General features: G+C 64.7%; 11 protein-coding genes. All 11 read right to left on the reverse strand.

Features of this window, described 5'->3' with window-relative positions; translation table 11 throughout:
• Positions 1-36 precede the first annotated feature (36 nt).
• The gene (locus tag BM059_RS13080; protein ID WP_218880025.1) at positions 37-459 is read right to left on the reverse strand and encodes a RidA family protein; all 423 of its coding nucleotides are present in this window, start codon (positions 457-459) and stop codon (positions 37-39) included.
• 44 nt (positions 460-503) lie between these two features.
• Entirely contained in the window at positions 504-1,523 is a 1,020-nt protein-coding gene (locus tag BM059_RS13085; RefSeq protein ID WP_074939153.1) for a zinc-dependent alcohol dehydrogenase family protein, read from the reverse strand.
• The gene (locus tag BM059_RS13090; protein ID WP_074939154.1) at positions 1,520-3,382 is read right to left on the reverse strand and encodes a sigma 54-interacting transcriptional regulator; all 1,863 of its coding nucleotides are present in this window, start codon (positions 3,380-3,382) and stop codon (positions 1,520-1,522) included. Before BM059_RS13090 ends, BM059_RS13085 begins: the two co-directional genes overlap by 4 nt.
• A 65-nt stretch (positions 3,383-3,447) precedes the next feature.
• Complete coding sequence (leuD, locus tag BM059_RS13095; protein ID WP_074939155.1) at positions 3,448-4,086, reverse strand: 3-isopropylmalate dehydratase small subunit; 639 nt, start codon at positions 4,084-4,086, stop codon at positions 3,448-3,450.
• Positions 4,087-4,088: 2 nt separating this feature from the next.
• A complete protein-coding gene (gene leuC / locus BM059_RS13100) occupies positions 4,089-5,504 on the reverse strand; it encodes a 3-isopropylmalate dehydratase large subunit (RefSeq protein ID WP_074939157.1) in 1,416 nt (471 codons plus the stop codon).
• A gap of 52 nt (positions 5,505-5,556) precedes the next feature.
• Entirely contained in the window at positions 5,557-5,934 is a 378-nt protein-coding gene (locus BM059_RS13105) for a hypothetical protein (protein ID WP_074939158.1), read from the reverse strand.
• Entirely contained in the window at positions 5,918-6,508 is a 591-nt protein-coding gene (locus BM059_RS13110; RefSeq protein ID WP_074939160.1) for an isochorismatase family protein, read from the reverse strand. Before BM059_RS13110 ends, BM059_RS13105 begins: the two co-directional genes overlap by 17 nt.
• Before the next feature lie 9 nt (positions 6,509-6,517).
• The gene (locus tag BM059_RS13115; RefSeq protein WP_074939162.1) at positions 6,518-8,371 is read right to left on the reverse strand and encodes a hydantoinase B/oxoprolinase family protein; all 1,854 of its coding nucleotides are present in this window, start codon (positions 8,369-8,371) and stop codon (positions 6,518-6,520) included.
• 5 nt (positions 8,372-8,376) lie between these two features.
• The gene (locus BM059_RS13120) at positions 8,377-10,443 is read right to left on the reverse strand and encodes a hydantoinase/oxoprolinase family protein (protein WP_074939164.1); all 2,067 of its coding nucleotides are present in this window, start codon (positions 10,441-10,443) and stop codon (positions 8,377-8,379) included.
• 76 nt (positions 10,444-10,519) lie between these two features.
• Positions 10,520-11,776, reverse strand: coding sequence for a DUF1329 domain-containing protein (locus BM059_RS13125; protein WP_074939166.1), 1,257 nt, complete (start codon positions 11,774-11,776; stop codon positions 10,520-10,522).
• 17 nt (positions 11,777-11,793) lie between these two features.
• Positions 11,794-13,482, reverse strand: coding sequence for a DUF1302 family protein (locus BM059_RS13130; RefSeq protein WP_074939167.1), 1,689 nt, complete (start codon positions 13,480-13,482; stop codon positions 11,794-11,796).
• Position 13,483: the final 1 nt, after the last annotated feature.

Consider the following 13,483-nt stretch of genomic DNA (forward strand, 5'->3'; position numbering starts at 1 on the left):
GGTTTTCGCACGAAGCGCTAGGGAAAGGAAAAGGCTCTAACCGGTTGCCTTGGCAGCGCCGGCACCGCGCACGGCGATGGCCTCGATTTCGAACATCAGCTCAGGCAGTGCCAGCGCCTTGACTTCAACGATGCTGTCCGCGGGATAGGGCGGACGGAAGTAGCGACGGCGCAGTTCCACGACCTCGGGGAAATGCCCCATGTCGGTGAGAAACAGCGTGACCTTGACCACGTCATCCAGGCTTGCGCCGCCGGCCTGCAGCACCTGCTGCAGATTGTCGAAGGCGCATTCGGCCTGCTGCACGAAATCGCCGGCTCCGACCACACCACCTTGCGCATCCAGCGCGGCCTGGCCAGACACGAACAGCCAGTCACCCAGCGCAATCGCCTGGGACAGGGCGAAGGGTTCGAACGGATCCGCTTCGGTTCGCACGCGTTGCATCGTCAGAGCCGCTGGCATGAGGCACTCCTGATCAACCGGGTTCAAGGCAGTAGGTTGTTCGTTCATGGGTGGCTGATGCGCAGCACCACCTTGCCGAAGTGCTGGCCCGACTGCAGGTGCGCCAGGGCAGCGGGCAGGTCGAGCCAGTCGTGCACACTGTCGATCAGCGGGCGCAGGTCGTTGGCCTCGATGGCGCGGTTCATCGATTCGAGCGACTGTCGCGGGCCGACGGCGATACCGCGCACACGGGCATTGCGCTGCAGGATCAGCAACGGGTTGATTTCACCCTGCTGGCCGCCGAGGTAGCCGATCACGTTGATCTGGCCGCTGGCATGCAGCGATAGCAGCGACTGAGCGAAGCTGCGTGGGCCGCCCACTTCCAGCACATGGTCGACGCCGTGCCCCTGGGTGATGGCCATGACCTGTTCGTGCCAGTCGGGCGTGCTGCGGTAGTTGACCAGCCCAGTGGCGCCGAGCGCGTGCAGGCGCTGCAGCTTGTCATCCTGGCTGGAACTGACGATCACTCGGGCGCCGTGCAACAGGGCGAATTGCAGGGCGAACAGCGACACGCCGCCGCTGCCTTGCAGTAGCACCCAGTCGCCGGCCTTGACCTGGCCTTCGACCACCAACGCCTGCCAGGCCGTCAATGCGGCGCAGGGCAGGGTGGCGGCTTCTTCCCAGGACAGGTGCGCGGGGCAGGGCACCACGCCACGTTCATCGAGCAGCGCGTATTCGCTGAGCATGCCGTCGAGCGGGCCGCCCAGGGGCAGCGCGTTGCCGGTATCGCCCAGGCGTCCGCCTTCCCAGCCCTGCCAGAAGCAGCCGATCACCCGCTCTCCCGGTGTGAACCGGGTGACCGCCGTGCCGACTTCGACCACCTCGCCAGCGCCATCCGAGAGCAGGGTGAAAGCGTGCTGCGGTTGTCCCTGGTAGGTGCCGTTGGCCATTTCCAGGTCACGGTAGTTGAGGGCCGCAGCCTGCACCTTGATCAGCACCTGCTGCGGGCCTGGCGTCGGGCGGGGACGTTCGATCAGGCGCAGGGCCGCGAGTCCGAAAGGCGGCGTTGCCTGCCAGGCTTTCATAGGGGGTTCTCTCCACTGTGCAAACGTTTGAGGCGGCGCCATAAGGTGGTCTGGCTGATGCCCAGGTATTCGGCGGCCATGCTCTTGTTGCCGGCGAACAGTTGCAGCGCCTTGACGATTTCTTCCTGCTCGACGTGATGCAGGTGCCCGCCGTTCTCACCCTCGCCGAGCGGTGCGTAGAGTTCGGGCACCACTCGCGGCAGCGCCTCGAGCAGGGCTTCGCAACTGCCGTACATGCGCTGCGAGACGATCAGGCGTTCCACCACGTTTTCCAGCTGGCGCACATTGCCGGGCCAGTGATAGCGGCGAAACACCGGGGCCACGCCTTTGATCAGCGCGTCCGGTTCCACCTCAAGGGCGTAGCGCAGGCCTTCGCGGCGCATCAGGTAAGCGGTCAGCACCGGAATGTCTTCGACCCGCTCGCGCAGCGGCGGGATGTGCACGGCGAAGGTGCTGATGCGGTAGTAGAGGTCTTCGCGGAAGCGCCCGGCGCGAACTTCGTCCATCAGGTCGACGTTGCAGGCGGCGACGAACTTGATGTTCAGCGAGATCGGTCGCCGCGAGCCGACCGGGCTCACTTCGCGTTCCTGCAATACGCGCAGCAATTTGGCCTGCTGCGGCAGCGGCAACGAGTTGATCTCGTCCATGAAGAAGGTGCCGTTGTTGGCGCTTTCCAGCAGGCCGGACTTACCGCCACTCTTGGCACTGGTGAAGGCGCCCTCGGCGTAACCGAACAGCTCCGATTCGAACAACTCGGCAGGGATCGCCGCGCAGTTGATCGCCACGAACGGGCCCTTGGCATTGGCGCTGGATACATGCACCTGGCGTGCTGCCAGCTCCTTGCCGGTACCGGTTTCACCACGGATCAATACGGTACCTGGCGTCGCACCGTAGACGTTCAATTGGTTCTGTACTTCTGCCATGCGGCTAGACTGGAATACCAGTCGACGACCATCGTCCTGTGTTATGGCCAGTGGGCTGAGCTGGAAACTGTAGAGGAAACCGACTGTTTCACCTTTGAGCTCGAACGGCTGTTTGTTCAAGCTGCATAACCGGTCGCCCAGCAGCAGGCCTTCTGCTCGCAGGCTCTGAGCATCGAGCATTTTGCTGTCGAGTACGCCATCCAGGCGTCGGCGTCGGCCGATGTTTGGGATCAATGTGCTGGCGGCATTGTTCCAGGCCACCACTGCGCCCATGCGGTTGGTGAGCACCTGGGGCTGCTGGTTTTGTTCCAGCAGAAACTGACCGATGGCGGCGTGTTGCTGCTCACGCTTGTGCTGCCCGGCTTGGCGTATCGCTTTGCGCAGCAGGTTGCGGCACGATTCGCGCGAGTACAGCAATACCGATTGCATCCCCGCGTATTCGGCAATATCGCAGGCATAGCTGGAGCCGATGACCACCCCGAAGCCCTCGTTGCGCACGCTGTGGAAGATTTCCTTGGCGTGCTCGGCGGTGCTGTAGGTGTGGTGGGTGAGTTCGACTCCGTCAAACAGGCTGAGCAGCTCGACGTTGGTTTCCTGCCGCTCGTAGGTCAGCAGCAGGATCTTCGATGAGATGCGCCGAGCGGTGAGCACGGCCTGGATCAGGTCGGCCTGCTCCACCTTCAAGGCCAGCACAGGGATGGGCAGGGTGTCCTGCAGGTAGAAGGCGTTGGCCCCCGCGCTGATGAAAATGTCCACCTGCTGCTGCTCGATCAGGTCACGTGCTGCCTTCACCGCATCGTTGAAGATGTTGTCGATGATGGTGATGCTGGCCAGAGCCTCGAACTCAGGAATCAGGCTATGCACCACCTGGCTCAGCTTGGAGTTGCCGATCAGGCAGACTCGTACCCGGTCGAGTTCCGCGTTGGCGAATTCCACGGTGTATTGACCCTCTTATTGTTATGAAGCATGGGCACTGGGAGCCGGCCTCCGGCCGGCGACGCTCAATTGCGGAAAAGCCAGGGTTCGCTGAGCCGGCGGTGTGCTTCGTAGGCGCTGATCTGCGCCCCGTGGCAGAGGCTTTCGCCGACCTCGTCGAGACCCTTGAGCAGGCGCTGGCGGCGCCCCTCGTCGAGCTCGAAACACCATACCCCGCCACCAACCGAAAGCAAGCGACGTTCCACATCCACCGCGGCCTGCAGGCCGGGCTGGGCCTCGGTCAGGGCGAATAGCTCGTCGATGGCCGCTTGCTCCAGCAGCAGAGGCAGGACGCCGTTGTTGAAGCAATTGTTGCGGAAGATATCGCCGAAGCTGGGGGCGATGACCACCCGGACCCCAAAATCGCGCAGCGCCCACACCGCGTGCTCGCGGCTGGAGCCACAACCGAAGTTGGCTTGCGTCAGCACCACGCTGCCCTGGCGATAGGGCGCCTGGTTGAGGATGCAGGCAGGGTTCTCGCGGCGCCTGTCCAGTGGTGTATCGATCTCGCCGGGGTCGAGGTAGCGTTCGTCGTCGAACAGGAAGGCGCCGAAGCCCGAGGCTTCCAGGCTCTTGAGGTACTGCTTGGGCAGCAGCATGTCGGTGTCGATGTTGGCCCGGTTGAGCGGGATGATGATGCCCTGGTGGGTGATCAGCGGCTGCATGCTCACAGACTCCTGAAATCGATCAATTCACCGGCCACGGCGGCAGCGGCGGCCATGGTCGGCGACAGCAGGTGGGTGCGACCGCCCTTGCCCTGACGGCCTTCGAAGTTGCGGTTGGAGGTCGCCGCGCAGCGTTCGCCAGGGTTCAGGCGATCCGCGTTCATGCCCAGGCACATGGAGCAGCCCGGTGCGCGCCACTCGAAACCGGCAGCCTTGAAGATACGGTCCAGGCCTTCGCGCTCGGCCTGCAGGCTGACCAGGCCGGAGCCTGGCACCACCAGCGCCTGGCGGATGCGCTCGTGCACGCGGCGGCCACGGAGCACGTCGGCGGCGGCGCGCAGGTCTTCGATGCGCGCGTTGGTGCAGGAGCCGATGAAGATACGGTCCAGTGGCACGCCGGCCAGCGCCTGGCCTGGCTGCAGATCCATGTAGGCCAGTGCGCGTTCCCAGTCCAGGCGTTGCAGGGCGTCGCGCGCCATGTCCAGGGTCGGGACGTGGTCGCTGATCGACAGGACCATTTCCGGCGAGGTGCCCCAGGTTACCTGCGGGCGAATATCGGCGGCCTGGATCGTCAGTTCCTGGTCGAAACGTGCATCGGTGTCCGAATGCAGCGTCTCACGCCAGTAGGCGGTGGCCGCGTCCCAGTGCTCCGGCGACGGTGCCAGCGGGCGGCCGCGCACGTAGCGTTCGGTGGTCTGGTCATAGGCCACCAGGCCAACGCGTGCGCCGGCCTCGATGCTCATGTTGCACAGGGTCATGCGCGCTTCCATCGACAGCGCTTCGACGGCCGGGCCGCAGAACTCGATGGCGTGTCCGCTGCCGCCGGCGCTGCTGATGCGGCCGATGATGTACAGCGCCAGGTCCTTGGCGGTGACACCTGGGGCCAAGTCGCCTTCGACGCGGATGCGGTAGTTCTTCAGCTTGCGGCTGCGCAGCGTCTGGGTGGCCAGCACGTGCTCGACCTCGCTGCTGCCGATGCCATGGGCCAGTGCGGCGAAGGCACCGTGGGTGGCGGTGTGCGAGTCGCCGCAGACCAGGGTCATGCCCGGCAGGGTCAGCCCTTGCTCAGGACCGACCACATGGACGATGCCCTGGCGCATGTCGTCGAGGGCGAACAGTGGGATGCCGAACTCGCGGGCGTTGCTTTCCAGTACGGCGATCTGCTGCCGGGCGATGCGGTCACTGATGCCGCCCAGGCCTTGCTCGCGACCCAGGGTCGGCACATTGTGGTCGGGCGTGGCCAGGCTGGTGTCCACGCGCCAGGGCTTGCGCCCTGCCAGGCGCAGGTTGGCAAAGGCCTGTGGTGACGTCACCTCGTGCAGCAGGTGGCGATCGATGTAGAGCAGGGTCGAGCCATCGGGCAGATCCTCCACGCGATGACGATCCCAGAGCTTGTCGTAGAGCGTTTGTGCTCCCACGGTGTGTACCTCGGCAGTAGAAAAGGGCGATTCTTATATGGTTGTTGTGAGGTCAGCGTCGGGCAGGTGTCCAGGGCACCCAGCGGTACAGCTCGTTGCCAGTGGGGTCGGCGTCCCGGTAGCCGCAGTAGCTGTCCAGGCGCCCTCCGGCCTTCGGCTGGATGATGCAGTACGGCTTCTGGCAGGCGTTCTCGTCCTGGCCGGCGTCCAGCAGGGCCTGGCGCGCCTGCGCCAGGGACTGATCGAGTGAGGCGACGCGCTGGCCATCGAGCTTCGCCACGTTGGCCTGGAAGTGGCTGACCCAGGCATCGGAAAAGGCGGCACAGCGGCCACCCTCCGAGCTGCTGGCCGTCGATGGAGCGTGACTGGGCGCCGTCGCCGAACAACCGGCGACGGCCGCCAGCGCCAGTGCGCTAGCCCAGCAGCGCAAGGCAATCCTCCAGGTCGCGCACGTCCGCGTACTTGATCTGCAGGTCGCGCAGGTTGGCCTGGTGCGCCAGTGCATCGCGATCACCCACCGCCTGTTCCGGTAGCAGCACGCGGAACTCGTGCTGCAGCGCGTCCAGCGCGGTTGCCCGCACGCAGCCGCTGGTGGTCAGGCCGGTGACCATCACACCATCGACGCCGGCCTCGTGCAGGCGTTGCGCCAGGTCGGTGCCGAAGAAGGCACTGGCCCAGAACTTCACCAGCACCGGCTCGCCGTCCTGCGGTGTCAGGCGCGGGTCGATCCGTACCAGCTCCGAGCCGGCCGCCAGCACGTTCAGCGCCGGAATCTTTTCGCGGAACACCCTTGCCTGGCTGGGTTGGTCATAGGCCACGGTGGTGAAAATCACCGGCCAGCCACGTCGGCGAAAGGCCTCCAGCAGCTTGCGGTTGGCTTCGATGACCGCCGGGCATTCGCTGGCCAGCGGGCTTTTCGTCGGGTCGGTGAAACCGACCGAGAGATCCACCAGCACCAGCGCATAGCGCTGGGCCGGGGAGAGGGAGCGGGAATCCAGAGCCATGGCGATTCCTCAGTTCCAGGACGGTGTGGTCGGTGCCGGCAGGCCGGTTTCGGCCAGGCAGCGTGCCTTGAGTTCGTCCAGCGTGCCGCCGCGATCGAACAGTTCGATCTCGCCCCGCTCGGCCGCCATGACCTCGCGCAGGGCGCGAGTCGCACTCTCGTCCACGGCATCATTGGCGACCACCACGCCGTAGCGGCGGGCGCCGTCGGCACTGACCAGGCCCTTGCGCACATCAGTGAGCACCTTGGCCGGATCACGCTGCAGCGGGTCGCCCCAGCCACCACCGCCCCAGGTGTCGAACAGCACCAGGTCGCCGGCCTTGACCTGGATGTTGTCGCACTTGGCCGGCAGCATCTGCCGGGTGCCATCGGCACGGATCAGTTCCTTGCGGCTGCGCTCACCCGGTGCACCACCGTTGACGCCCCAGGGGTAGGTCAGCCAGCGGTCGTCGTGGATCGACACTTCGCCGTCGACCAGCAAGCGGTAGGCCACGCGCAGGCCATTGCCGCCACGGTGCAGGCCGGCACCGCCGGAGTCGGCGAGGGTTTCGTAGGTTTCGATGCGCAGCGGGAAGTACGCCTCGACGAACTCGTTGGGCACGTTGGTAAAACCCGGCCACAGCGAGTGGCCGTCCGGGCCGTCGCCCACCGGCCGCCCCGGAATGCCGCCGAAACCGATCTGGAACAGCTGGAACCATTCGCCCTGTTGGTCGTAGCCCGAGTACATGAAGTGCGGCGAGTCGGAGAAGCCGGCGGCGTTCATCGCTTGCGGTGTGCCCTGGCCGAGCAGCCCGCCCATCATGTCGAAGATGCGCCCCAGCAGGTGGGTGCGGCAGGACAGGGCGGCGGGGAAGTTCGGCTTGAGGATCGAACCTCGTGGGATGCGCACCTCGACCAGGTCGTAGAAACCGTCGTTGAGCAGGATCGCCGGGTCGAACAGGCTGATGGTCAGTGCGCCGAAGAAGATCTTGAACATCTCTTCGTTGAGGTAGAAGTTGACCGAGGACGGTGCCTGCGGGTCGGTGCCCTCGAAGTCGAAGATCGCCTTGTCGCCCTCGCGCCACAGTGCGCAGCGCAGGGTATAGGGGCCGAGGCCTGCGCCGTCGTCACAGATGTAGTCTTCGAACACCTGGCGGTGCTCGGGCACCACACGGCCGATGACTTCTTTCATGGCCCGGTGGGTGCGTTCGAGCATTTCCTGCTGGGCGCTGTAGAACACGTCGTCACCGAAGCGCTCGGCCAGTTCGACGCAGCGTTTGCCGGCGGTGCGGCAGGCGGCGACGATGGCGTTGAGGTCGGAGCGGTTCCAGCGTGGCATGCGCACGTTGTGCAGGATCACGTCGAGCATGTCGGCGTTCATCTCGCCACGGCGGTACAGCTTCACCGGCGGGATACGGATGCCTTCTTCCCAGATCGAACTGGCGTTGGTCGGCAGGCTACCCGGCACCTTGCCGCCGACGTCGGACATATGGCCGAACATGGCGGCGTAGTTGATCACCCGGCCGTTCTTGAAGATCGGCATCAGCACCAGCCAGTCCGGCAGGTGGCTGACCGCACCGTTGCACAGGTACGGGTCGTTGGTGAGGAACACGTCGCCTTCTTCGATTTCGCCTTCGTAGCTGCGCAGGAAGCCGCTGATGAAGGAGCCGAACTGGCCGACGATCATCTTGCCGTCGCAGGTGGCGATCATCGGGAAGGCATCACCCTGTTCGCGGATGCCCGGGCTCATGGCGGTACGAAAGAGCACCGCGTCCATTTCGTTACGGGCGTTGCCCAGGGCGTTCTCGACGATGTCGATGGTGATGCCGTCGACGTCGACACGCTGGAACGGATTGCTGTTTTCTTGTTTGATGCGCGCAACCATGACGCTTACTCCTGATGGCCCAGCGGGCGGATCAACAGATTGCCGACGCGGTCCACGGCCGCTTCGTAACCCGGAAGAACGAGGGTGGTGGAGTCCATCTCCATGACGATGGCCGGCCCCGGCACGATCAGGCCCGGACTCAGCTTGCCGCGCGCATAGAGCGCCGCGTCGTAGTCCTGGCCGGCATAGTGCACCGGGGTGTGGCCGACCTGCGCCTCGGCCAGGCTGCTGGTGGCGCTCTCGAAGGCACGCTCGGTGATCTCCGGGCGTGGCGCGCGGGCGATGGCACGCAGGTTGACCAGCTCATGGGCTTCGTTGAGGGCGAAGGTGAACAGCTGCTCGTGTTCGGCATCGAAGGCGGCGGTGATGGCCTGCATGCCGGTACGGGTCAACTCGTCCGGGTCGATGTCCAGGGTCAGCAGCAACGCCTGGCCCTGGTAGCGTACGTCGGCCTGCCAGGTCAGTTGTTGCACCTCGGCGGGAATGTCCTGCGCGGCCAACGAGCTGCGCACGCTGTCGCCGAGTTGCTGGAGAATCTGCACCACTTCCTCGACGCTCATGTCGCTGACGCGGCGCACCAGCGAGCGCGAGGCCTCGTCCTTGACGCGGGTGGTGGCGTCGCCGTAGGCGCAGAGCACACCCGGGCCTGGCGGGATGATTACCGGCCAGGCATTCATCAGGATGCCCAGGGCGTTGGCATGCAGCGGGCCGGCGCCGCCGAAGCCGCACAGGGCGAAGTCGCGCGGGTCGTAGCCCTGCTCGACGCTGATCAGACGCAGCGCACCGAACATGTGCTCGTTGGCGATGCGCACGATGCCTTCGGCCGCCTCGAACAGCGACACGCCCATGGCATCGGCGGTGGCCTGCACGGCGGCTGTGGCCAGATCCTTGCGCACCTGGAAGTCGCCACCGAGCTTCTGCTCGGCCGGCAGGTAGCCCAGCACCACGTTGGCGTCGGTCACGGTGGCGACGGTGCCGCCCTTGTTATAGGCCGCAGGGCCAGGCACCGCACCGGCGCTTTCCGGGCCGACGCGCAGCGCGCGGGTCAGCTCCGGCACCGAGGCCATGGAGCCGCCACCGGCGCCGATGGTACGCACGTCGACCGACGGTGCACGCACGGCTACGTCACCGACGCGGGTTTCGCGGCGAATGCGCGCCTGGTTGTTGTCGATCAGCGCCACGTCGGTAGAGGTGCCGCCGACGTCGAAGGTCAGCACCTTGCTGAAGCCGCCACGGGAGCAGAACCAGATCGCCCCTGCCACGCCGCCGGCTGGGCCTGAGAGCAGCAGGTTGACCGGCGTGCTGGCGGCGGACTGGCTGGTGGCCAGGCCGCCGTCGGAGCGCAGGATGGACAGTTGCACGTCTGGGCGCAGGCGGCTGCACAGCTCGCCTTGCAGGTGTTCCAGGTAGTTAGCCACTTCCGGGCGCACGTAGCTGTTGACCACGGTGGTTTCGGTGCGCTCGTACTCCTGCATTTCCGGCACCACTTCCGAAGACAGCGATACCGGCACGCCAGGCATCACCTCGCGGGCGATGTCGTAGATGGCCTGTTCGTGTGCGCCGCTGGCGTAGGCGTTGACCAGGCTAATGGTCAGCGCCTCGATGCCGGCCTGCTTGAGGCGCAGCAGCTCGGAGCGAATCGCCTCACGATCAAGCTCGCGCACCACGGCACCATGCGTGTCGATGCGCTCGTCGGCTTCGACGGTCAGTTCCAGCGGGGCGAGCAGTTCGCCCTTGTTGAAGGTCACCCAGCCGCCGAGGCCGCCAGGTACGAAGGAGCGGGCGATATGCAGCACCTGCTTGTAGCCCTTGGTGGTCACCAGGCCGACCTTGGCGCCGCGGCGGGTCAGGATGGCGTTGGTCGCGACCGTGGTGCCGTGCATCACCGAGCGAATGGCGGACGGCTCGACGCCCGAGGTCTGGCAGATCTTCTCGATGCCATTGAGCACCGCGATGGAGGGATTGTGCGGCGTGGAAGGCACCTTGGCGGTGTAGCTGTCACCCGTGACATCGTTGATCAGGAGCAGGTCAGTAAAGGTTCCGCCTACATCAACACCCAAACGAAAACTCATGTTGCCTCCAAGCACTTTCTTGGCTTTGTTGTGCATCTTGGACCGAGGGGTATCGACCCCCCTCGGCTATTTCGGCTTAACGCGCGGCTTTTTCGAGTTCGCGCAGATTGACATCGTCAGCGGTGACACCCGGTGTGTTCAGGCGCGGGCCACCCAGTACGAACACCGTGCCATGGCGGCGCTGGTAGTCGATGGTGAAGCCCGCGGCGGACACGATCCCCACATCGCCATCCTCGGTCTTGATGGTCTTGAGGTGGTAATTCATCCATTTCCAGAACTGCCCTTTGCGGTCGTAGGCCTCGGCCTGGTAGAAGCGTGGGAACTGGGTATCCATGTACATCACTTTCTTGCTGTACGGGTGCTCCGGCGGGGTGGTGGCTTCCAGCACCCAGACTTCACGCGGTTCCCATTCGGCCTTGGGGTTCCAGAACGGCTTGTTATCCAGGTCGATGACCGGGAACTCGGCGTTGCCGCTGGCCTTCTGGTTCCAGGTTTCACCCTGGGAGTTGGCTACGGCGAGGATCCAGCGCTTGCCGAGCAGTTTGTAATCCGGGTACCAACTCGGGTGGGCGTTGAAAATCTCGATGTCGTCGCTGAGCTGGTCGGTGCCGCCAATGGGGTCCATCCAGGTGCCGCCGGATAGGCGACGGGTGCGCCGTACCGACTTCACGTAGGCCCAGGAGTCTTCCAGCTTGGGCGAGTCGTAACGCACGGTGAACAGGCCCAGGCCGCGGATGTCGTTGGGGTAGGTCGCGTACAGCAGGGTCTTGGTGAGGATGCTGCCGTCACCCTCGACGGTCTGCTCGGTGCCCAGGCGGCCCTTCATGTAGTAGCGCTTGAAAGCCCACTCCTGGCGGCGCTCGAGGCCGACCTTGTCGTTGAGGAACAGGTAGCCGAACTTGGGGTAGTCCTGCAGGTTCTTGATCGGTTGGGCGTAGTGGTGATTCCAGATCAGCTTGGCGGCAGCGTCCGGGTCGTCCTGACTGACGTTGGGGAACGGCACGCCGGCCACCCAGCCTTCGACCTGACGGGTGTCGCGGTTGTACACGGCCTTGCCTTCGTTGGCCTTGGTCGCGGCCACGTAGTCCTTGCCCAGGGTGATCGGCTCGGAAGCCTTGAGGGTGATGGCCAGGCCTTCGTCCTTGATCAGGATCTGCATGCGTTCGGTGAGCAGGTCGCCGATGCTGTGGCCCTCGAAGGTGTCGCCCAGGTGCTGGGCGAGGTTGCCCGCTTCGATCCGCGTACCCGGTGTCAGCTCGGCGGCCTGTGCGGCCAGCGCGACCGAGAAGGTCAGCGCCAGGGAAGCGGCGAGGTGATGCTTGAGGAATGTCATTGTTGTTATCTCCTGGATCAGAACTGGTAGGTCACGCGGACGGCCAGTTGGTCGTTGCCATCGAAGTAGCCGAACAGGTTGGTGTTGTTGAAGCCTTGCAGGGCGCGCTTCTGCCGCTCGTCGTTGAAGAACAGGTCGGCCTCGACACGTACTCGCCAGTTGTTGCCATAGGCGAACTCGACGCTGGGCACGATGAAGCTGCCGCCATAGGTCAGGTCGGTGCCCACGGCCAGGGTCGGATTGATGCGGTCGTTGTCGTAGTTGGTCGCCAGGATGGCGGTGGCGATGGTCGAGTATTCCTTGGCCCGGCCACTGAAGCCGGCGGTGTTGACCACTTCGTCATCACGGTCGTAGTTGGTGATCCAGGTGTTGAACAGTTGCACCGAGAAGAACGACGGACGACTGGTGCCCAGGTAGCTCTGCAGGCCGAGCTGCTTGTCCATGCGCACCATGGTCTTGACCACGTCTTTCTCGATGATCCCGCAGAAGCCCGGGAAGAACGAGCAGCCGCCTGCTTCGCCGGCCTGTACGCCGATGTTGTACGGCGCGTTGGGGATGTAGGAGACCTCAGCGGAGAACACCGCATCGACCGATTCCAGGTAACGGTTGGCGGTCACCCCGAACACGTCGATGAAGGGGAAAATCAGCTCGCCGACGGTGGAGTTCGGGTCGGAGTTGTAGTCGCCCTTGTACGGACCAACGTAGGTACGGCCACTGGCGGCGTTGCCGACGCCTAGTGGGTTGTTCGGGTTGGAGTTGATCACCGGGTTCTGCGACGGGCCGTGGAACCAGCCCAGGGAGTACTCCCACTCGCCGGTCATGCCCTTCCAGCGCACGCCGTAGGACGGATCGTCCATGTCGGCGGCCTTGTGATCGTAGTTGTACGGCACGTCGGCGCCGAAGGTGGCGGACTCGAAGGTGATGCCTTTGTTCGGGTTGTTCGCCCAGCGCCCACCTTCCAGGTCATAGCTGTTGCCGCGGTCGCTGGCACGGTTCATCCGGCCTGGGATGTAGAGCAGTTGCAGGGTGCCGTCGACGCTGTCGAAGCGCTCCATCAGGTTGACCATCCACAACGGCTTGCGCACGTCCTCGTTCTCTGGCTCAAGGAACGAGCGGATGCGCATGTCGTAACCGTGGATCACGTCCAGCGACTGGAAGAAGTCGGTCTCGCCCCAGACCACCTGCTGCTTGCCGAGCTTGAGGGTGGTGGTCGGGGTGACCCCGGTTTGCCACCACAGCTCGCGGATTTCCTCGCTGTTGTAAACGTCGTCCATCAGGTTGACCGAGGACTTGCTGCGGTTGCTGAACAGGTCGGATGCGGCGTTGCCGTCCATGCTCTTCTGCAGGTCTTTCAGGTAATCGGTTTCCACCTCGCGGGCCACGCGCCCGGAGATGTTGAACTGCGAGTTGCCGAAGTCCTTGAACAGGTTGAGCTTGAGCGTGGTACGCGCCATCGACAGGTCGTAGCGGTAATTGCCCTTGCGCTTCGCCCCGACCAGCCCGTTGGGATCATCGGTGTCCATCACATAGGGATTCTCCAGGTTCCAGGACATGTGCTGGCGTGCATAGCCACTGACCTCCCAGTCGGAGAAGAACCCTTCATCAGCCTGTGCCCCAGCCTGCACTCCCATACCAGCCAGCAGAACCGCGCAAGCGATCGGAGTTTTGCCAGACCACACTTTCGTATTGTTGTTGTGTGCGCTCATT

It is taken from the genome of Ectopseudomonas composti, assembly GCF_900115475.1.
GTDB lineage: Bacteria > Pseudomonadota > Gammaproteobacteria > Pseudomonadales > Pseudomonadaceae > Aquipseudomonas > Aquipseudomonas composti.